This window comes from Corynebacterium comes (assembly GCF_009734405.1).
Taxonomy (GTDB): Bacteria; Actinomycetota; Actinomycetes; order Mycobacteriales; family Mycobacteriaceae; genus Corynebacterium; species Corynebacterium comes.
The window spans coordinates 1532919-1553656 of record NZ_CP046453.1 but is presented as its reverse complement, the minus strand read 5'-3'; the positions used below and the strand labels follow the sequence as shown (position 1 = coordinate 1553656).

The following is a 20738-nucleotide window of genomic DNA, read 5'->3' as shown; positions in this document are numbered from 1 at the left end:
CGGTCGCGGGGTAGTATGTTGCGCAGCGACTGCGCCGTGCGCAGCCGTGCCAGTCATGTAGAGCAGGCAGCGGCCAGGTATGCCGCTGCCTGCGCGAGCGCAAGTTAAGGAGCGCAGCACGCCCATGGTGAACACCACCGCACCCGCTTTCCCCCCGTTCAAGGTCCCGGCCGGCACAGCCGTCGGTGCCGCGATGCGGGAGCTGGATCTGCCGAACAAGGGCCCGGACGCCGTCGTCGCGGTCGAGGACGCCGAGGGTAACCTGCGCGACCTGTCCCACACCCCGGAGGAGGACTCCGAGTTCACCCCGGTTCCGGCCAGCTCCGAGGCGGGCCGCGGTGTCATCCGCCACTCCTGCGCGCACGTCCTCGCCCAGGCCGTGCAGGCCGAGTTCCCGGGCTCGAAGCTGGGCATCGGCCCGGCCATCGAGAACGGCTTCTACTACGACTTCCAGGTCGCGGAACCCTTCACGCCGGAGGATCTGTCGACCCTGGAGAAGCGTATGAAGAAGATCATCAAATCCGGCCAGCGCTTCGAGCGCCGCCTCTACGAGTCCGTCGAGGCGGCCGCCGAAGAGCTCAAGGACGAACCCTTCAAGCTCGAGCTGGTGCAGGACAAGGGCAACGTCGACCCCAACTCGGATGAGGCGACCGAGGTCGGTGCCGGCGATCTGACGGCCTACGACAACGTCAACCCGCGCACCGACGAGGTCGAGTGGTCGGATCTGTGCCGTGGCCCGCACATCCCGACGACCCGCTACATCCCGGCCTTCACCCTGACCCGTTCCTCCGCCGCCTACTGGCGCGGTGACCAGGCCAACGCAGGCCTGCAGCGCATCTACGGCACCGCGTGGGAGTCCAAGGAGAAGCTGGACGAGTACCAGACCATGCTGGCGGAGGCGGAGAAGCGCGACCACCGCCGCCTTGGCACCGAGCTGGACCTGTTCTCCTTCCCGGACGAGATCGGCTCCGGTCTGCCGGTATTCCACCCCAACGGCGCGACCGTGCGCATGGAGATGGAGGAGCATTCCCGACGCCGACACATCGAGGCCGGCTACTCCTTCGTGACCACCCCGCACGTGACCAAGGGTGACCTCTTCGAGAAGTCCGGCCATCTGAGCTTCTACAAGGACGGCATGTTCCCGCCGCTGCAGCTCGACGCCGAGTACGACGACGAGGGCAGAGAGACCAAGCCCGGCCAGGACTACTACCTCAAGCCGATGAACTGCCCCATGCACAACCTCATCTTCGACTCCCGGGGCCGTTCCTACCGGGAGCTGCCGTTGCGGCTGTTCGAGTTCGGCACCGTCTACCGCTACGAGAAGTCCGGTGTGGTCCACGGCCTGACCCGCGCCCGCGGCTTCACCCAGGACGACGCCCACATCTACTGCACCGAGGACCAGCTCGAGGCCGAGCTGACCACCGTGCTGGAGTTCATCGTCTCTCTGCTCAAGGACTACGGGCTGGACGACTTCTACCTCGAGCTGTCCACCAAGGACCCCAAGAAGTACGTCGGCGACGACGACATCTGGGAGCGCTCGACCGACATCCTGCAGCGCGTGGCCACCAACTCAGGACTGGACCTGGTGCCGGATCCGGAGGGCGCGGCCTTCTACGGCCCGAAGATCTCCGTGCAGGCCAAGGACGCCATCGGCCGCACCTGGCAGATGTCCACCGTGCAGCTGGACTTCAACCTGCCGGAGCGTTTTGAGCTGGAGTACACCTCCCCGGACGGTTCGAAGCAGCGCCCGATCATGATTCACCGCGCGCTGTTCGGCTCCATTGAGCGTTTCTTCGGCGTACTGCTCGAGCACTATGCCGGTGCCTTCCCCGCCTGGCTGGCGCCCCACCAGGTCATGGGCATCCCGGTCGCAGACAACTTCGCCCCGCACCTGGAGGCCGTTGCCGCGCAGCTGCGCAAGCGTGGCATCCGGGCGGACGTGGACACCTCCGACGACCGCATGCAGAAGAAGATCCGCAACCACACCACCGGCAAGATCCCGTTCATGCTGCTGGCCGGCGCACGCGACGTGGAGGCGGAGGCCGTGAGCTTCCGCTTCCTCGACGGCACCCAGATCAACGGCGTGCCGGTGGATGAGGCTATCGGGCTCATAGACGCCTGGGTGCGCGACCGGATCAACCTCCAGCCGAGTGAGGATGCTCTTGCAGCCCGCCGCTGAGGAGACCACCGGGCAGACCTGGACCGACACCGGCGTCGGTGAGCAGGACGGGCTGACCCGGCTGTGGGCGCCGTACCGGATGGGCTACATCAAGAAGCGCCCGCCCCTCGGGTCCGATCAGCCGCACGAGCCCTTCGTCGATGCGCCGAAGATGGCGGACGAGGATGCACTCATCATCGCCCGCGGCGAACTGGTCTACGCGATTCTCAATCTGTACCCCTACAACGCAGGCCACCTCATGGTCATCCCGTACCGCAAGGTCGCCGATCTGGAGGATCTCACGGCGGAGGAGATGTCGGAGCTCATGAGCTTCGTCACCACCGCCGTGAAGGTGCTGAAGAAGGTGTCCCGACCGGAGGGCATCAACGTCGGGTTCAACCTGGGCAAGGCCTCGGGCGGCTCGGTGGGCGACCACCTGCACATGCACGTCGTGCCCCGCTGGCCGGGCGACGCGAACTTCCTCACCATCCTCGACGGGACAAAGGTGCTGCCGCAGCTGCTCCGCGACACCCGCACCCTCCTCGCGGACGCCTGGGTGGAGGTTGCCGGTGCTTAGCACCCACGGTCGTCGTTCGGCGTCGGTCATCGTGGAGCCCGTGGCGCGTGGCCTGCTGCGGTTGGGCCTGACCCCCAACATGGTGACGGTCATCGGAGCCGTGGTCGCCGCGGGCATCGCCGTGGCGCTCATCCCGAGCGGTCACCTGGTGTGGGCCGCGGTGACGTCCGGTGTCTTCGTCGCCTTCGACCTGATCGACGGCACGATGGCGCGTCTGCGTGGCGGGGGGACGAAGTTCGGCGCGACCCTCGACGCCACGTGTGACCGCATCACCGACGGTGCGCTGTTCGCGGCGATCACGTGGTGGCTGATCTTCAGCTATCAGCCGCACCCTTCGCTGATCGTCGCCTCCCTCGTGGTGCTGGTGGGCTCCCAGGTGATCAGCTATGTCAAGGCGCGCGGTGAGGCCAGCGGTTTCAGTATCGTCGGAGGTCTGATCGAGCGTCCGGAACGCCTGATCATCGGCCTGACGGGTATCGGACTGCAGGGCCTGGGTGTGCCGTATGCCGTCGATGTGGCGATCTGGGTCCTGGCTGCGGGCTCGGTGTACACCGTGGTGCAGCGCCTGTACATGGCGTCGCGTGACTCACAGGCCGATGACCACATCGCCCCGCCGCCGGGCGCCCGGGATTCTGATCCCCAGGAGGCCAACGCCCGATGAGGTTGAGGGATCTGGATCCGGCGGCCCTGGTCTACCTGGCGGGCTGGAAGCTGGTCCGCCACCTGCCGGACAAGGTCGCGGAGAAGCTCTTCACCCTCGGGGCGGACCACGCCTCTGACCACGGTTACGGCATGGAGATGCTGCGCCGGAACCTCACCCGGGTGGTGGGCGCCGAGAACGTCACCGCGGAACTGGTGAGGAATTCGGTGCGTTCCTACGCCCGTTACTGGCGGGAGGCCTTCCGCCTGCCGGCCATCATGGATGATCCGGAGCTCGATGCCCGCCTGATGCGGGGCTTCGTCGGGCGCGAGCACCTGGACGCCTCCCACCGCTCAGGCCGGGGGGTGGTTCTTGCCCTGCCGCACTCGGGCAACTGGGACATGGCGGGCATGTTCATCGTGCGCCACTACGGCGGGGTCACCACCGTCGCGGAGCGGCTGAAGCCGGAGGTGCTCTACGACGCCTTCGTCGACTACCGGGAATCGCTGGGGATCGAGGTGCTGGCACACGCCGGTGGGAAATCCCCGTACCCACGGTTGCGCGAGGTGCTGGAATCCGGCGGCATCGTCGCCCTGGTGGGGGAGCGTGACCTCAAACGCAGGGGAGTGAAGGTCAACTTCTTCGGTGAGGAGACCACCATGCCGGTCGGGCCCGCCCGTCTGGCGATGGACACCGGGGCCGCACTGCATGTGGCGCACCTCTGGTTCACCGACGACGGCTGGGGTTTGTCCGTGTCGGAGGAGATCTGCGTGGATACGCTCGAGGACACGGTGCAGCGCACCGCCGATCACTTTGCCGCCAATATCGCTGCACACCCGACCGACTGGCACATGCTGCAGCCGCTGTGGCCCGCGGACGTCACGAACCGGGGTGGGGGATAGTGCGCATCGGCATCGTCTGCCCGTACTCCTTCGACCAGCCCGGTGGAGTGCAGGCGCATGTCCTCGACCTGGCGGAGGTGCTCATCGGGAAGGGCCATCACGTGCAGGTGCTCGGCCCCGCGTCCAGGCACACCGAGGTTCCCGATTACGTCACGCGGGGCGGGCGCAGCGTGCCGATCCGCTACAACGGCTCCGTCGCCAGGCTCTCGCTGGGGCCGGCGGTGCACGCGAAGGCCCGGGAGTTCATCACCCGTGGACGTTTCGACGTCCTCCACATCCACGAGCCCAATTCCCCCAGCTACTCCCTGGTGGCGCTGCGGATGGCCACGGGGCCGATCGTGGCCACCTATCACGCCTCCTCGGCCGGGTCGTTCATGCTGCAGTTCGCGCGGCCCCTGCTGCGTCCGGCGCTGGAGAAGATCCGTGGCGGCATCGCCGTGTCGGAGATGGCGCGCCGCTGGCAGGTGGAGCAGCTGGGTGGGGATCCGGTGCTCATCCCCAACGGGGTGGACACCGCCAGTTTCGCGGCCGCCCGTCGGTCCCGGGATGCGGCGGAGGGCCCCGTGGAGCTCGTCTTCCTCGGTCGACTGGATGAGCCCCGCAAGGGTCTGGACATTCTCCTGCGCGCACTTGAGCTGCTCGACCGCGAGGTCCGTGTGACCGTCATCGGGGGTGGTCGTGAGCGACACGTCCCGGGTGTGGACTTCGTCGGCCGGATCAGCGACGAGGAGAAGACCGAGATCCTGGGGCGGGCCGACATCTACGTCGCCCCCAACACCGGTGGCGAGAGCTTCGGCATCGTGCTCGTCGAGGCGATGGCCGCGGGTTGCGCGGTTGTCGCCAGTGACCTCGAGGCCTTCGCCGCCGTGATTGACGGCGCCGGCCTCCTCTTCGAGATGGGCAATGCGGAGGACCTCGCGGACAAGCTCCGCCTGCTCATCGACGCCCCCGCGACGCGCGCCGAACTCATCGCCGCTGGTGAGCGGCGTGCCCGGCGCTTCGACTGGGACACCGTCGCCCGGGACGTGCTCACCGTCTACGAGACCGTCGCCGACGGCACCGTGGTGGGGGTGGAGTGATGATCTGGTGGATCCTGCTGGCGATCGTCATCACCGCCGTGGCACTGTGGGCGTTCTACACTGCGCAGCGACTCAACCGGCTGCACATCCGGACCGACGCCGCCCTGGCGGCACTGCAGGCGGCTCTGGACCGTCGGGCGGCCGTCATCGCGGCACTCCTGCCCGGCACACAGCCCCTCGCTTCGGCTGCGGAGGCGGAATCGCTCCTGCACAACGCGTTCCAGGAACGGGCCGCCCGCGAGCGTGATCTCTCCGACGCGCTGGTCCCGTTGGGCACTGAGCTGCCCGCTCAGCTCGTCGACGCGGAGGTCCGTGTCCAACTGGCCCACCGCTTCTACAACGATGCAGTGGCCGATACCCGTGATCTGCGGCTGCGCCCCTCCGTCAGGCTCCTGCGTCTGGGCGGCACCGCGCCGTTGCCGGAGTTCTTCGCCTACTACTCCTGACCCCTTGCATACCTGCCAGGGTATTGACATCATGGGTGCATGTTCACGTGGCGCGGCCGGACCATCCTCCCCCTCTACGGGCTCCTCGCGGCCGCGCTGACGGTTCTGCTCATCGGGGTGCCCACCGACATCATCCCGAATCCGGTCTTCGGGCGCGAAGTGCCGGTGCGGTGGTGGGAGTACCCGGTGCTCGGCGCTACGGCACTGCTCACCGGCGCCTGGTTCAGCATCGGTCGCGGCGACGGGGAGGAGAAACCGGAACGCGGAACGATGATGAGCGTGGGGGTGTTCGCCGCGTGGTTCGCGGTGGCCTGCCCGGTGTGCAACAAGCTCGTGCTCCTGGCCCTCGGCACGTCCGGCGCGATGGGCCTGTGGGCCCCGCTCAGCCCTACGTCGCCGTGATGTCCCTCGGGCTGCTGCTGGCGTCGGTCATCGTCAGATGGCGTTCGAAGCTCGACGGCTGCGTCGACGGCTCGTGCAGCCCGGGCACGGTCACCGAGGCCCGTACGTCCGACGGCTCTCCTGAACCAGCCATGCGGTAGCCAGCAGCGTGAGGACGACGACGAGGCCGTTGCGCACAGCCAGGACGGTGATCTCGGTGGCGGCGGTGGCGGGGTCAACCCACAGAGGGTCGTAGTTGAAGGGGTAGATCCAGGTGCCCAGAGCCGCCGTGACCACGGTCAGCACCGCCATCACCGGAACCAGCCGGGAGCGCGTGGCGTAGAGGGCCACCGCGAGAAGAGGACCCGCCCAGACGATGTACTGCGGCGAGAACACCTTGTTCGTGATGATCAGCAGCAGAACCAGCAGCAGCGAGAACGCCAGCGTGGTCTCCGGACGCCAGCGGCCGGTCACAAGGTTCCGCCCGGCCCACGCCACGGCGAGGATCAGGACGGCGACCATGGCGGCGTCGGCGAGCGTGGCCGCCACGTCCGTCCCGGGGCCGGTGATCTCGAAGCTCTTCGACGACGCGTAACCCGTCGAGTACTCACCGGGCCGGCGGTACGCGTTGATGAGGAACGGAGTGGCCGCCAGCGACTCGATCTGGATGCCACGGTCACCCTGGTAGGTGAGCGGGCTGAGCAGGCGGTCGAGGCCCGACGTAGCCCATGTGACGCCCACCAGGGCGGCGAGGGTGCCGAAGAAGACGGTCACGCGCAGCCACGTGTCCGTCCGACGGATCCCGCCGACCAGCCCCGCGGCGAGCACCCCGGGCCACAGTTTCACCGCCGTCGCCAACGCCAGTACCGCCGCCGCCCAGGTCGGACGCAGGAACAACAACGCCGCGAACAGGCCCACCAGGACGCCGGGGAAGAGATCCAGACGCAGCCAGAACACCTGCCCCGCGGCCACCCCGAAGACCACCCAGAACCACGCGGCGTGCAACCTGCGTTCGCGGCCGAAGATCAGGAGGAGGCCGAGGAAGGCGGCGTCGAGAAGCGCCATCATCACGGCGAAACCGATGAGAAAGCTCATCTCATCCGGCCCCGTGATCTGACCGAGCAGACGCACGGGCCAGACGCCGGCGTCCGGGTACTCGGTCATGGCCGTCGGATCATCGCCGAACAGGCCGAGGCGGTAGTAGCGCACGTCGCCGATCGGCTCAGGGTCCGACAGGATGAGACGGACGAGAAACAGGCGGGCCACCACCCATCCCAACCATAAGAGAGGTACCGGGGATAATCTGCGCACCGGGAGATCCTATCCCGCCCGGAATGAAAAAACCGGGCAATCAACCCGTGCCCGAGCACCCGCCCGATGATCTCGGGGCGTCACCACTCTAAACAGCGGGAACTGCACCCACCCGGCCCCCGGAGCGGAAAAAATCCACGCCCGGCACATGCCGGGCGTGGATTCCCTCGTTTCAGAGCGCCTAGTTCACGCGGTCCGCGATGGCGTCCGGATCATAGGGCTGGCCGATCAGCAGCAGCGCCGTGAACACGAGCGCGATCGCGATCAGCAGGAACACGATGGAGCGGGCCGGGTGACGCACGAACTGGGCCAGGACCTTCTCCGGCAGGGTGCGGGGCTGCTCGTCTGCACCGGCGAAGCGCCAGCCGCCCTCCAGCAGGCCCTTGCGGTCTGCCCACATGGTGAAGGGCCACGCAGCGAAGGGGACGATGGAGACCGCCAGTCCGACCACGCCCTGGCCGAAGGACCAGCGGTTGTTGATCCACAGCAGCGTCGTGATGGCCAGGAACATGAGGAAGCCGAAGCCGTGGATTCCGCCGGCGATGGGGGTGAAGGCCTCGGTGACACCCGAGTACTTGAGGATCATGCCGATGATCAGCAGGGACCAGGTCACCATCTCCGTGAGCGCGGCGAAACGGTGGAATTTTTTGGGGGTCAGCCTGTGGCTGGTGGTGGGCTGGGTGGTCGTGGTCATGGGCCCTGATGCTACCGGGGATACACACGATGACGAGAGTCGACGGGGGCCCGTCCGCAGGGAACTGGGGTCAACCGGGCGGTTGATTTTCGGGGCCTGGGTAAGGTTTCCGTTAACAACCCGCAGGGAAAGGTGACACATGAGGCAGATCGAGTACATCCTCGGACTGGAACGCATAGACAATGACATCTACCGCGGTCCGGCGGTGGAATCCGCACTCACCCGCACGTTCGGCGGACAGGTGGCGGCGCAGGCCCTCGTCGCCGCGACCGAAACCGTCGACGGGGACAAGACCGTGCACTCCCTCCACGGCTACTTCGTCGCGCCGGGCAAGTCGGCGGAGCCGACGGTCTTCCTCGTGGACCGGCTCCGCGACGGCCGCAGCTTCTCCTCCCGCCAGGTGCGCGCCGTCCAGGACGGGGAGACGATCTTCTCCATGCAGGCCAGCTTCCATCGTCGTGACGACGTCGGTCCGGAGCACTCCGACCGCATGCGGGACGTGCCGATGCCGGAAACCCTCACCGACGACCCCTCCACCCTGCCCAGGTCCTCCCGTAACCTGCTCGAGGAGTGGGGCGACTGGGACATCCACGTCGTCCCGTCCGAGGCCTACGAGCACAACAAGTACAGCCCCAGCCAGCAGGTTGTCTGGTTCCGTTCCCGACGTCCGCTTCCCGACGACGAGACCTTCCACATCTGCACCCTGGCCTACATGTCGGACATGACCCTCCTACATTCCTCGCTGGTGCCGCATCCGGGCCATCCCGTGCAGATGGCCAGTCTCGACCACGCCATGTGGTTCCTGCGTCCCTTCCGCGCCGACGAGTGGCTGCTCTACGACCAGGTGTCCCCGTCCGCCTCCGCCGGCCGCGCACTGACACACGGCAGGATCTTCGACCGGGCGGGGAATCTCGTGGCCATCGTCACCCAGGAGGGACTCACGCGCACCCTGCGCGAGGGTGGGGAATCGGTCCCGATGAAGCGCGTTCAGGAGAAATAGCAGGATGACGTGATGCGCTGCGTATAATCGGGCGAGTCAAGTCAGCCGATGTCCCCGCCTACTCTGCGTTGCCCGCTCCCTCGCCCTTATCGACGGTGGGGTTGAGCGCGCAGGAGGACAGGTGGGGCTGGAAGAAAGGGATCCGATGGCAGGGCACTCAAAGTGGGCGACCACGAAGCACAAGAAGGCTGCGAACGACGCCAAGCGCAGCAAGGAATGGGCCAAGGCGATCAAGAACATCGAGGTCGCAGCCCGGATGGGCGGCGGCGATCCGGCCGGCAACCCGACGCTCGACGACATGATCAAGAAGGCCAAGAAGGCCTCCGTCCCCAGCGACAACATCGAGCGTGCCCGCAAGCGCGGTGCCGGTGAGGAGGAGGGCGGATCCAACTGGGAGAACATCACCTACGAGGGCTACGGCCCCAACGGTGTGGCCGTCCTCATCGAGTGCCTGACCGACAACCGCAACCGCGCAGCCACCGAGGTGCGCACCGCCATGTCCAAGAACGGCGGCAACCTGGGTGAGTCCGGCTCTGTCGCCTACATGTTCACCCGTACCGGCATCGTCCTGGTGAACAAGGGCGAGCTCGCCGAGGACGACGTGCTCATGGCGGTTCTGGATGCCGGCGCGGAGGAGGTCAACGACCTGGGTGAGAAGTTCGAGGTCGTCTGCGCACCCACCGACCTTGAGGCGGTCAAGGAGGCGCTGGAGGAGGCCGGAATCGAGGTCGACGACTCGGATCAGGACTTCCGCGCCTCCGTGGAGGTGCCGTTGGATGTCGAGGGCGCCAGGAAGATGATCAGGCTCATCGAGGCTCTGGAGGACTCCGACGACGTGCAGAACGTGTACACCAACATGGATCTGTCCGACGAGGTCATCGCCGCGTTGGACGCCTGAACTCCACTTTCGGACGTGTGTGCTATAAGTTGGGGGTGAAGGCACACAGAAAGGGACGGGCGACGCAGTGAAGCTCAACGGACTACGGGTCATGGGGATCGATCCAGGCCTGACCCGCTGCGGCCTGTCCGTGGTCCAGGCGGGTCATGGTCGGGCCGTGGTCCCGGTCGCAGTCGGCATCGTCCGTACTCCGGCGACCGCGGACCTGGCTGAGCGGCTCCTGCGTCTGTCCACCGGCGTCAATCAGTGGATGGATGACTACCGCCCGGACGTCGTCGCCGTCGAGCGGGTGTTTGAACGCGGTAACGTCTCCACGGTCATCCACACCGCCCACGCCTCCGGGGTGCTGGTCCTGGCTGCCGCGCAGCGCGGGATCCCGGTGCACATGTACACGCCCTCCGAGGTCAAGAAGGCGATCTCCGGGAACGGGCGGGCAGACAAGAACCAGATGACCACCATGATCACCCGGATTCTGGGACTCACCGAACCACCCAAGCCGGCCGATGCCGCAGATGCCCTGGCGTTGGCGGTGTGTCATTGCTGGCGTGCCCCCATGCTGGCCCGCACCGCCGCACTGCTCAACTCCGAAGGAGCGAAGTAATGATTGCCTCCCTGCGTGGCACCGTCATCGGCATCGAATTGGACCATGCCGTCATCGAGTGCGCCGGCGTGGGCTACCGCGTCGAGGCCACGCCCGCGACGCTGGCCACCCTGCGTCGCGGCGAGGAGTCGATGATCCTCACCAGCCTCATCGTGCGCGAGGACGCCCACATCCTCCACGGCTTCAGCTCGGGCGAGGACCGCGCGATGTTCCACCTGCTGCAGTCGGTCACGGGCCTCGGCCCGCGCCTGGCCGTGGCCTCCCTGTCCGTGTTCGATGCCGGTGATCTCTCCCGGGCCATCGCGGGCGAAGACTCGAAGGCACTCCAACGCATCCCCGGTGTGGGCAAGCGGATGGCGGAGCGTCTGATTCTGGAGCTCAAGGACAAGGTCGCCGCGTTCGTGCCGGCGCAGCCCGAGAGCGTGCTGACACCGCCGTTGCCCACCGGCGCCGCGGTCGTCGCGGAGCAGGTGACCGATGCGCTCATCGGGTTGGGCTTCCCCGACAGGGTCGCGCAACCGGTCGTCGAGGGCGTCCTGGCGGAGAACCCCGGGCTGGACACCGCCGCTGCGCTGCGCGCGGCACTGACCGGGCTCGGCAGGAAGTAGGTCAGGGACGTGAGTGACATGGAGCGGACGGAGTTCGCGCTGCCGGAGGACCGCGACGTAGATACGCAGCTCCTGGTCGGCGAGCAGGACGTTGAGACGACGCTGCGGCCGCGCAGCCTGGATGAGTTCATCGGCCAGCGCAAGGTGAGGAATCAGCTCTCGCTCGTGCTCACGGGCGCGAAGAACCGCGGGGTCACGGCAGATCACGTCCTGCTCAGCGGCCCGCCCGGCCTGGGCAAGACGACGATGGCGATGATCATCGCGCAGGAGCTGAACACCAACCTGCGCATGACCTCCGGTCCGGCACTCGAGCGGGCGGGTGATCTGGCGGCGATGCTCTCGAACCTCATGGCGGGTGACGTCCTGTTCATCGACGAGATCCACCGCATCGCCCGCCCCGCCGAGGAGATGCTCTACATGGCGATGGAGGATTTCCGCATCGACGTCATCGTGGGCAAGGGGCCGGGCGCCACGTCGATTCCTCTGGAGTTGCCGCCCTTCACGCTGGTGGGGGCGACGACCCGGTCAGGCATGCTCACCGGCCCGCTGCGTGACCGGTTCGGCTTCACCGCGCAGATGGAGTTCTACGACGTCGACGATCTGACGCGTGTGGTCACCCGTGCCGCCCGGATCATGGACGTGACCATGGATCCGGACGCCGCCGTCGAGATCGCATCCCGCTCCCGCGGAACACCGCGTATCGCCAACCGGCTCCTCCGCCGTGTGCGTGACTTCGCCGAGGTCAACGGTGACGGCCACATCAACCTTGCGGCCACGCAGGGGGCGCTCCAGGTCTTCGACGTCGATGAGCTCGGCCTCGACCGACTCGACCGCGCGGTTCTCTCCGCACTGGTCCGTGGACACGGCGGTGGCCCCGTCGGTGTCAGCACCCTGGCCATCGCAGTGGGGGAGGAGCCCGGCACCGTCGAGGAGGTCTGTGAGCCCTACCTCGTCCGCGCTGGCCTGGTCGCCCGCACCGGCCGGGGGCGCGTCGCCACCGCCTCGGCCTGGCGCCACCTGGGTCTGGAACCGCCGGAGGGCACTCTCGGCCTGCATTAGCCGCTCCAGGTGGTGGATCCGGGAAACTCTCTGGCAGACTGGGCGACCATGGACATTCTTCTGCTTATTCTCATTGTCGCGGTATTCATCCTCCCCTCCTTCTTCATGATGCGCACCCAGCGCAGGCGCCAGGCGGAACTGCAGAACATGCAGGCGTCGATCCAGAGCGGCGACCGTGTGGTCACCGTTTCCGGCATCCACGGCACCATCGTCGGCGTGCGCGACACCCAGCTCGATGTTGAGCTGGCGCCGGGCCTGGTGGTCGTCATGGACCGCATCGCCGTGCTGCGTCGGGCGGAGACCGCTGAGGCGGGCATCGCCGGTGCCGGCGGCTACGAGTCCACCTACGATGCCTCGACCGAGGAACAGGGTTTCCAGCACCCGGAGCACCCGGCGCAGCCGGAGCAGGGCCACTTCCCGGAGCACCCGGAGAACCGTCCGACCGACGGTGGTCACCCCGAGAACCGCTAGGTCCTCCGGCCGACGCGCACTCCGCCACCTGCCAGGCAGTTACGACTGCCCGGCCGGTGGCTTCATTCTTTGGCGCGACTTCCCCCGTTCCGTGCTGAAGCGCCGCAAACGATGACGTAGCATGGTCGGTTGTGCACCGGCCGCCTCAATCGGGCGGTGGTGCGTCAACAGACCGTTGGCCGTCGCGGAGCTCCCGAGCGGAGCACGTGCGGCAGTCGTCGCCGGGTCTCCGGTGGCGCTCTCGTATCCGGAGGAGTCACCTCATTGTCCGTCACATCCCGACGCGAACGGTCAGGGTCCCAGCGGACCTGGCCGAAGCGCGCGCTGGCGTTATTTTTCCTGATTCTCGCGGTGGTGTTCGCCCTGGTGTTCTTCACCGGGGACCGTCAGGCGAGCCCGAAGCTCGGTATTGATCTCCAGGGCGGAACGCGCGTGACGCTGGTACCGCAGGGTGAGGAGCCCACCGCGGATCAGCTCGCCCAGGCGCGCGTCATCCTGGAGAACCGCGTCAACGGCATGGGTGTCAGCGGCGCGAGTGTGGTGACGGACGGCAACACGCTGGTCATCACCGTGCCGGGCGAGGACACCTCGCAGGCCCGGGCCGTCGGCCAGACCTCCCAGCTACTGTTCCGTCCCGTGGCCGTGCCCGCGAACCCGGACATCGCCGCACTGCCGGAGGCCCTGGGTTCCATGGCCAACCGCTGGGTCGAGCTGGGTGTGATCACCCGTGAGCAGGCAGACAACTCGGTGACCACGGTCATCGACGCGGTGAACCAGAATCAGCCGGAGGGCGCCGAACCGGTTGCGGCCCCGGAGGTCACCGCCGAGCCGCTGCCCGAGCCGGCGAACTCGATCGAGTCGACCGAGCGCCGGCAGCAGATCACCGAGGTCCTGCGGGAGGATCGGCAGTCGACGGACCCGACGGTCCAGGCGGCGGCCAGCTCCCTGCTGCGTTGCGATGCCCCGACCGATCCGCTCTCCGGTTCCGACGACCCTGCGTTGCCCCTGGTGACCTGCGATCCGGGCACCGGTCAGGTCTATCTGCTTGACCCGGCGCCGCTCCTGGCGGGTGTGACCGACGACAACGGTCCCCGCCTGACCGGTAACGAGATCGACACCGCTCGCGCCATCACCGGTGGATTCAATGCGCAGACGGGTCAGATGGAGATCAACTTCGCCTTCAAGACGGACGGGGCGAACTCCGGTTCCCAGACCTGGGCGAACCTGACCTCCCAGTACCTGCAGCAGCAGATTGCGATCACCCTGGACTCCCAGGTCATCTCCGCGCCCGTGATCCAGTCGGCCACGCCCTTCGGCTCCGCCACCTCCATCACGGGCCAGTTCACCCAGGAGGAGGCCCAGGAGCTGGCCAACAACCTGCGTTACGGCGCGCTCCCGCTCTCCTTCGCGGGTGAGGACGGCGAGCCGGGCGGCACCGCCCAGTCCGTCCCGGCCTCTCTCGGCGTAGCCTCACTGCAGGCAGGCCTCATCGCGGGCGTGGTGGGCATTGTCCTCGTCGCGATCTTCGTGTTCGCCTACTACCGTGTGTTCGGCTTCATCTCCCTGTTCACCCTGTTCACTGCGGGCCTGCTGGTCTACGGCTCCCTGGTCCTGCTCGGCCGGTGGATCGGCTACTCACTGGATCTGTCGGGCATCGCGGGTCTGATCATCGGCATCGGCACCACCGCGGACTCTTTCGTCGTCTTCTATGAGCGGGTCAAGGATGAGGTGCGCGAGGGCCGGACGTTCCGTTCGGCCGCCCAGCACGGTTGGGACCGTGCGAAGCGCACGATCGTCACCGGCAACATGGTCACCCTGATCGGCGCCGTGGTCATCTACTTCCTCGCCGTCGGTGAGGTCAAGGGCTTCGCGTTCACCCTGGGACTGACCACCGTGTTCGACCTTCTGGTCACGTTCCTGGTCACCGCACCGCTCATGCTGCTGGCGGCACGGAAGCCGTTCTTCGCCAAGCCCTCCGTCAACGGCATGGGCAAGGTGTTCGAGCTGGCCGCGTCGAAGCGCGCCGAGAAGGCCGAACCGGCCGGGCGTCGGGAAGCAACCACCGCAAGCACGGAGGAGAAGTAGATGAGCTCGATGAGTACGTTCAACCGCCTGTACACCGGTGAGGGCGGCGTCGACTTCATCGGCCGTTCCCGTCTCTGGTACTGGATCACCGCCGTGCTGCTGGTCATCTCGATCGGCGCGATCGGCATCCGTGGTTTCGACCTCAGCATCGACTTCGAGGGCGGCACCAAGATGAACATGCCCGCCGGGGAGCTGGTGGTGGAGGAGGTCGAGGAGACGTTCATCGACGCGACCGGCGTCACGCCGGAGGTCACCCAGATCATCGGCGCCGGTGAATCCCGCACCCTGGAGATCAACTCCCAGCGACTGACCACCGGGCAGATCGACGCCGCCCGCGCCGCGATTTTCGAGGAGCACCAGCCGCTGGATGCCGCCGGCACCCCCTCGCCGGACGCCGTCGGTGACTCGACGGTCTCCGAGTCCTGGGGCTCCACGATCACCCAGCGCATGCTCATCGCGATGGGGGCGTTCCTTGCCCTGGCGTTCCTCTACATCGCCTTCCGACTGGAGAAGGAGATGGCTGCGGCCGCGATGCTCGCGCTGCTGGTTGACGGCGTCCTCATCGCCGGCATCTACGCCCTGTTCGGTTTCGAGGTCTCCCCGGCCTCCGTGATCGGCCTGCTGACGGTGCTCTCGTTCTCCATCTACGACACCGTCATCGTCTTCGACAAGGTTCGGGAGAATACCGCCGGCTACCTCGGTTCGAGACGCGCCACCTACGCGGAGGAGGCGAACCTGGCGGTCAACCAGACGGTCATGCGTTCCATCTCCACGTCGGTGATCGCCGCTCTGCCGATCATCGCGCTCATGGTCGTCGCTGTCTGGCTGATGGGCGTGGGCACCCTCAAGGATCTGGCGCTCATCCAGCTCATCGGCGTGATCGAGGGCATCTTCTCCTCGATCTTCCTGGCGACCCCGATCCTGGTCGGCCTTGTCAACCGCCGGAAGGACACCAGACTCCACAACCAGAAGGTCGAGGACTACCGTGCCGGCCGCGACGACGAGGAGCTTGTCGACGCCGCCGCCGACACCTCCACCAAGCGCACCGTCGCCGGTCCGGCGGACACCCGCCCGGAGGCGCCGGGGGCCGGCGCCAGTTGGCGTCCCGACCGCAGGTGATTCTTCCCTGACCGCTGCGCCGCATATAATGGTCAAATCAGCACCCTGTGGGCAGCCGGGGCGGGAAAGTAGGTGTGACGTGGCGAAACGTTGGCGTGAGGGTGGGCGTCGCACTGCCACGGCGGTGGTGGCGGTCCTCACCGCCGTCACCCTGGCGGCCTGTTCTCCGGGTTCCGGTGGGGGAGGGGGCGGCGGGACGGAAGAGCCGCAGTCCACGGAACACTTCGGGTATCTCGTCGACACCTCTCTTGTGACCACCAACGCCGGCAGCGAGGTGGGGGCCTCCTCGAACACGGAGGCGCTGTCGGGCCGTCTCTACCCGGCGGTCTTCGTGCCCGGTCCCTCCGGGCAGATGATCCCGAACACGGACCTGGTGAGCACCCAGGTGCTGCCGGGAGCGAACCGGCAGGTCATCTACACGATCGCCGAGCACGCCCGGTACTCCGACGGAGCGCCCCTCACGTGCACCGATTTCCTCCTGTCCTACAAGGCCGGCGTCCACGAGGGGATCTTCGGCTCCCACCTCCCGCAGACCGGGGAAGTTCTGCGTCTGGACTGCGAGCCGGGGCAGAAGCGCTTCACGGTCGTCTTCGACAAGGAGGGCGGTGGGCGCTGGCGCCACCTCTTCGGCCCGGGCTCCACCCTGCCGGCGCATGCCATCGCGGCGAAGGTCGGGCTGAGCCTGGAGGAGCTCCACACCGCGCTGCAGAACGATGACCTCAGCACCCTCGTCGAGGTCGCGCCTGTCTGGCGCGACGGCTTCAACCTGGTGGACTTCGATCCGGCGCTGCAGGTCACGTCGGGCCCCTTCGTCATCGACCGGGTCGGCCCGGACGGGGAGGTCGTGCTCAGGCCAAACGACCAGTACTACGGTGACGCCCCGGACCTTGACACCATTGTCGTGTGGCCCCGGGGAACGGAGGCCGAGCGACTGCTCGAGGCCGACGCCCTCCGCGTCGCCGACATCCGCAGCAGCAGCCCCGACTGGGTGGACCGGGATGACCCGGAGAACACCCTCGCCGTGGACAGCCGGGTGGGCGACCTCACCGATACCCTCATGCTCGGCGATGCCGGCGTGTTCGCCACCGCCGAGGCACGCCGGGCGTTTGCCGGATGTGTGGACCAGAATGCGGTGGCGGCGGCGTCGTCACGCGTCAGCGGCGTGGAGGTCCCGCCGGTGGCGCTGCACTCCCTGCCGCACAACGATCCGGCCGCGCGTCAGTTGGTGGATGTGACCGACCCCGAACTTCCCACGGACATCGGCCGCGCTCAGGCACTGACGGGTGCGACCATAAGAATCGGCTACCTCGGCCCGGATGACCGGAAGGCGGCGATGGTCGCGGCGATCGCCGAGTCCTGTGGACAGGCGGGAATCACGGTGGAGGATGCCTCCGGCGAGTCCACTGGTCTGGCGGACCTCTCGAAGGTGACCACCGGTCAGTGGGGTGAGACGGTGATCCGCGAAGGGACGCTCGACGCCGTTCTGATGGCCGTGGATCCGATGGCGGAGTTCGGGGCGGCGTCGTCGCGGGCCGTCGACGTCAACTACCTCCGGGAGGCGGAGAAGCGGCTCTGGCAGGAGGTCCCCAGCATTCCTCTCGCGGCGCAACCCCGCTGGTTCGTGATCGACCGCACAGTGGGTAACGTGGTTGTGTATACGGGACTGGCCGGAATCGGCTGGAACATGGACCGATGGCTAAGCGAGGACAACGGTGCTTAACGAAACGCCGAAGCGAACCAGCACGTACGACAGCGCCCGGGATGCGCTCGCAGATAAAATTCGCTACGTGCGGGACTGGCCGGAGGAGGGGGTCCTGTTCGAGGACCTCACCCCGGTGCTGGCCGATGCGGAGGCGTTCCAGATCGTCGTCGACGAGCTTTCCGACGCCTGCCGTGCCCTCGGCGCCGAGATGATCGGTGGCCTCGACGCCCGCGGTTTCCTCCTCGGTTCCGCCGTGGCCTACAACCTCGGGTTGGGGATCCTGGCGATACGTAAGCAGGGCAAGCTTCCGCCGCCGGTGGTCACCGAGGTCTACGCCCTCGAGTACGGCACCGCCGCGCTGGAGATCCCCGCCGACGGGCAGGACGTGCACGGGGTCAAGGTCGTCCTCGTCGACGACGTGCTCGCCACCGGCGGCACCCTCATCGCCGCCCGCAAGCTCATCGAACACGCCGGCGGCGAGGTCCTGGGCAACGTTGTTGTCCTCGAGGTACCCGAACTCGGCGGCCGCGAGCGGCTCAGTGACCTTCCGCTGGTGGTGATCAACAAATGACCGACCGCTCCCGTCCGCGTTCCAATGTCGGCGTCCGCAGCATGTCGGCGCGTCTGGCGCGGAGTCTCACCGGCACACGGGCGAAGACCAACCCGGTGCTCGACCCGTTGCTGTCGATCCACCGCCAGGTCCATCCACGTGCCGACGCCGAAGTGCTCTCCCGCGCCTATGAGACCGCCGAACGCCTGCACGAGGGTGTGGTCCGTAAGTCCGGTGACCCCTACATCACTCACCCGTTGGCGGTGGCCACCATCGCCGCGGAGATCGGCATGGACACCACCACCCTGGTCGCGGCGCTGCTGCATGACACGGTGGAGGACACCGACTACTCCCTCGAGCAGTTGACCGAGGAGTTCGGGGCCGAGGTGGCGCGACTCGTGGACGGCGTGACCAAGCTGGACAAGGTGGCGCTCGGCGCGGCCGCCGAGGCGGAGACCATCCGCAAGATGATCGTGGCCATGGCGGAGGACCCCCGTGTCCTGGTGATCAAGGTCGCCGACCGCCTGCACAACATGCGCACGATGCGTTTCCTCCCGCCCGAGAAGCAGGCGAAGAAGGCCCGGCAGACCCTCGAGGTCATCGCCCCGCTGGCCCACCGTCTGGGCATGGCAAGCGTGAAATGGGAGCTGGAGGATCTCTCCTTCGCGATCCTCTACCCGAAGAAGTACGACGAGATCGTGCGTCTCGTCGCTGACCGGGCACCCTCCCGCGACCGGGCGTTGAAGGAGATCATCGAGCAGGTCACCTCGGCGCTGCGGGAGAACAACATCGAGGCCGAGGTCATGGGCCGACCGAAGCACTACTGGTCGATCTACCAGAAGATGATCGTCCGGGGTCGTGACTTCGACGAGATCTTCGACCTGGTGGGCATCCGCATCCTGGTCGACAACATCAACAACTGCTACGCCGCCATCGGTGTCGTGCACTCCCTGTACTCGGCTCTGCCCGGTCGCTTCAAGGACTACATCTCCTCCCCGCGTTTCGGCGTCTACCAGTCACTGCACACCACGGTGATGGCGCTGCACGGCAGGCCACTCGAGGTGCAGGTCCGTACCCACGAGATGCACTACAACGCCGAGTTCGGCGTCGCCGCGCACTGGCGCTACAAGGAGACCAAGGGCTCACACAAGGGTGACCGGGACGAAGTCGACCAGATGGCGTGGATGCGTCAGCTGCTGGACTGGCAGAAGGAGGCGGCGGACCCCAACGAATTCCTCGACTCACTGCGCTACGACCTCACCGCCAAGCAGATCTTCGCTTTCACCCCCAAGGGGGACGTGGTCAACCTGCCGGCGGAATCCACCCCGGTGGACTTCGCCTATGCCGTCCACACCGAGGTCGGTCACCGCTGCATCGGCGCGAAGGTCAACGGCAAGCTCGTCGCCCTCGAATCGACCCTGAAGTCCGGCGACCGGGTCGAGATATTCACCTCGAAGGACCAGAACGCCGGGCCCTCCCGCGACTGGCAGGATTTCGTCGTCTCCCCGCGGGCGAAGGCGAAGATCCGTCAGTGGTTTGCCAAGGAGCGGCGCGAGGAGCACCTCTACGCCGGCCGTGACGCCCTCGCGGCTGAAGTCCAGCGCGGTGGCCTGCCGATGCACCGGCTGTTCACCGCGCAGTCGATGAAGACGGTGGCCACCCAGCTGCACTACCCGGACGTCGACGCCCTCTACACCGCCATCGGTGCAGGCAGCGTGTCCGCGCACCATGTGGCCAACCAGCTCATGGCGATCTTCGGCGATCAGGATGACGCCGTCGACGCCCTGGCCGCACGCACTCCGTTCTCGGAGATCATCAGTTCCCGGGCGCGGGCCGCGGATTCAGAGTCGGGTACCGGTGTGCTCGTCGAGGGCAGCCCGGACGTCATGGCGAAGATGGCCAAGTGCTGCCAGCCGGTGCCGGGGGATGAGATCTTCGGTTTCGTCACCCGCGGCGGGGGAGTCTCCGTTCACCGCACCGACTGCACCAACTCCGAGAAGCTGCGCCAGGAGCCGGAAAGACTGATCCATGTGGCATGGGCGGACGGCGGGGTACCGGGTGGGGCATTCGCCGCGACGCTCCAGGTCGAGGCGCTTGACCGTCAGGGTCTGTTGTTCGAGATCACCCGCGTGTTCAGCGAACAGAAGCTGTCGGTGATGTCGATGAGCTCGCAGTCCTCCGACGACCACATCGCCATGATCCGGATGACGTTCTCGGTGTCCGACACCAAGCAGCTGGGGCAGTTGATCACCACGTTGCGCAACACGGAGGGCGTCTTCGACGTCTACCGGGTGACCTCCTGATCCCCTGACCGTGCCGCAGATTCACTCCAGCCACACCACCCCCACGAGTACTCACACTTGCGGGGGTGGTTTTTCCCTGGCGTCCGGAGGTCAAGGTTAAAAGTGCTATCTGTGAGGGTGGCCTGGGGGTTAACTCTTGGACAGATTCAGGTGA

At 67.1% G+C, this 20738-nt stretch carries 20 protein-coding genes; 18 read left to right on the top strand and 2 right to left on the bottom strand.

All coding sequences use genetic code 11. From position 1 onward, the window contains the following. Nucleotides 1-124 precede the first annotated feature (124 nt). Genes thrS through CETAM_RS07430 form a run of 7 tightly spaced genes read left to right on the top strand, consistent with a single transcriptional unit; the run spans nucleotide 125 to nucleotide 6204 of the window. Nucleotides 125-2179 carry a threonine--tRNA ligase gene (gene thrS / locus CETAM_RS07460; RefSeq protein ID WP_156228280.1) on the top strand — a complete coding sequence of 685 codons (2055 nt, stop codon included), beginning with the start codon at nucleotides 125-127 and terminating at the stop codon, nucleotides 2177-2179. Then, nucleotides 2157-2735 (top strand): HIT family protein, encoded by a 579-nt coding sequence (locus CETAM_RS07455; RefSeq protein WP_156229427.1) that lies wholly within the window; start codon nucleotides 2157-2159, stop codon nucleotides 2733-2735. The genes thrS and CETAM_RS07455 overlap by 23 nt, the downstream gene beginning before the upstream one ends. After that, nucleotides 2728-3396, top strand: coding sequence for a phosphatidylinositol phosphate synthase (gene pgsA, locus CETAM_RS07450; protein ID WP_156228279.1), 669 nt, complete (start codon nucleotides 2728-2730; stop codon nucleotides 3394-3396). Before CETAM_RS07455 ends, pgsA begins: the two co-directional genes overlap by 8 nt. Beyond that, a complete protein-coding gene (locus tag CETAM_RS07445) occupies nucleotides 3393-4277 on the top strand; it encodes a phosphatidylinositol mannoside acyltransferase (protein ID WP_156228278.1) in 885 nt (294 codons plus the stop codon). The genes pgsA and CETAM_RS07445 overlap by 4 nt, the downstream gene beginning before the upstream one ends. Beyond that, nucleotides 4277-5356, top strand: coding sequence for a glycosyltransferase family 4 protein (locus CETAM_RS07440; RefSeq protein ID WP_156228277.1), 1080 nt, complete (start codon nucleotides 4277-4279; stop codon nucleotides 5354-5356). Before CETAM_RS07445 ends, CETAM_RS07440 begins: the two co-directional genes overlap by 1 nt. Continuing rightward, complete coding sequence (locus CETAM_RS07435) at nucleotides 5353-5802, top strand: LemA family protein (RefSeq protein WP_156228276.1); 450 nt, start codon at nucleotides 5353-5355, stop codon at nucleotides 5800-5802. Before CETAM_RS07440 ends, CETAM_RS07435 begins: the two co-directional genes overlap by 4 nt. A 39-nt stretch (nucleotides 5803-5841) precedes the next feature. Further along, complete coding sequence (locus tag CETAM_RS07430) at nucleotides 5842-6204, top strand: hypothetical protein (RefSeq protein ID WP_197085690.1); 363 nt, start codon at nucleotides 5842-5844, stop codon at nucleotides 6202-6204. Between the two features lie 90 nt (nucleotides 6205-6294). Here the strand turns inward: CETAM_RS07430 and CETAM_RS07425 are convergent, their stop codons facing one another. Then, entirely contained in the window at nucleotides 6295-7449 is a 1155-nt protein-coding gene (locus tag CETAM_RS07425) for a DUF2029 domain-containing protein (protein ID WP_156228275.1), read from the bottom strand. A gap of 226 nt (nucleotides 7450-7675) precedes the next feature. Continuing rightward, nucleotides 7676-8152, bottom strand: a complete 477-nt coding sequence (locus tag CETAM_RS07420; protein ID WP_156229426.1) for a DUF3817 domain-containing protein — start codon at nucleotides 8150-8152, stop codon at nucleotides 7676-7678. Nucleotides 8153-8327: 175 nt separating this feature from the next. Here CETAM_RS07420 and CETAM_RS07415 point away from each other — a divergent pair, with 175 nt between their 5' ends. The 11 genes from CETAM_RS07415 to CETAM_RS07365 all read left to right on the top strand — a co-directional run bounded on the left by CETAM_RS07415 (nucleotide 8328) and on the right by CETAM_RS07365 (nucleotide 20584). Next, on the top strand, nucleotides 8328-9188 hold the full coding sequence (locus CETAM_RS07415; protein ID WP_156228274.1) for an acyl-CoA thioesterase: 861 nt from the start codon (nucleotides 8328-8330) through the stop codon (nucleotides 9186-9188). Between the two features lie 145 nt (nucleotides 9189-9333). Further along, entirely contained in the window at nucleotides 9334-10086 is a 753-nt protein-coding gene (locus tag CETAM_RS07410) for a YebC/PmpR family DNA-binding transcriptional regulator (RefSeq protein ID WP_156228273.1), read from the top strand. A 67-nt stretch (nucleotides 10087-10153) separates the two neighbouring features. Further along, nucleotides 10154-10687 carry a crossover junction endodeoxyribonuclease RuvC gene (gene ruvC, locus CETAM_RS07405; RefSeq protein ID WP_197085689.1) on the top strand — a complete coding sequence of 178 codons (534 nt, stop codon included), beginning with the start codon at nucleotides 10154-10156 and terminating at the stop codon, nucleotides 10685-10687. Continuing rightward, nucleotides 10687-11295, top strand: a complete 609-nt coding sequence (gene ruvA / locus CETAM_RS07400; RefSeq protein ID WP_156228271.1) for a Holliday junction branch migration protein RuvA — start codon at nucleotides 10687-10689, stop codon at nucleotides 11293-11295. Before ruvC ends, ruvA begins: the two co-directional genes overlap by 1 nt. 9 nt (nucleotides 11296-11304) lie before the next feature. Continuing rightward, nucleotides 11305-12354 carry a Holliday junction branch migration DNA helicase RuvB gene (ruvB, locus tag CETAM_RS07395; protein ID WP_197085688.1) on the top strand — a complete coding sequence of 350 codons (1050 nt, stop codon included), beginning with the start codon at nucleotides 11305-11307 and terminating at the stop codon, nucleotides 12352-12354. Between the two features lie 48 nt (nucleotides 12355-12402). Beyond that, nucleotides 12403-12825, top strand: coding sequence for a preprotein translocase subunit YajC (yajC, locus tag CETAM_RS07390; protein WP_156228270.1), 423 nt, complete (start codon nucleotides 12403-12405; stop codon nucleotides 12823-12825). A 264-nt stretch (nucleotides 12826-13089) separates the two neighbouring features. Next, nucleotides 13090-14910, top strand: a complete 1821-nt coding sequence (secD, locus tag CETAM_RS07385) for a protein translocase subunit SecD (protein ID WP_156228269.1) — start codon at nucleotides 13090-13092, stop codon at nucleotides 14908-14910. Then, complete coding sequence (gene secF / locus CETAM_RS07380; protein ID WP_156228268.1) at nucleotides 14911-16029, top strand: protein translocase subunit SecF; 1119 nt, start codon at nucleotides 14911-14913, stop codon at nucleotides 16027-16029. Between the two features lie 28 nt (nucleotides 16030-16057). Further along, a complete protein-coding gene (locus CETAM_RS07375) occupies nucleotides 16058-17749 on the top strand; it encodes an ABC transporter substrate-binding protein (protein ID WP_156228267.1) in 1692 nt (563 codons plus the stop codon). Next, complete coding sequence (locus CETAM_RS07370; RefSeq protein ID WP_156228266.1) at nucleotides 17742-18302, top strand: adenine phosphoribosyltransferase; 561 nt, start codon at nucleotides 17742-17744, stop codon at nucleotides 18300-18302. Before CETAM_RS07375 ends, CETAM_RS07370 begins: the two co-directional genes overlap by 8 nt. Next, nucleotides 18299-20584, top strand: coding sequence for a RelA/SpoT family protein (locus CETAM_RS07365; RefSeq protein WP_156228265.1), 2286 nt, complete (start codon nucleotides 18299-18301; stop codon nucleotides 20582-20584). Before CETAM_RS07370 ends, CETAM_RS07365 begins: the two co-directional genes overlap by 4 nt. Nucleotides 20585-20738: the final 154 nt, after the last annotated feature.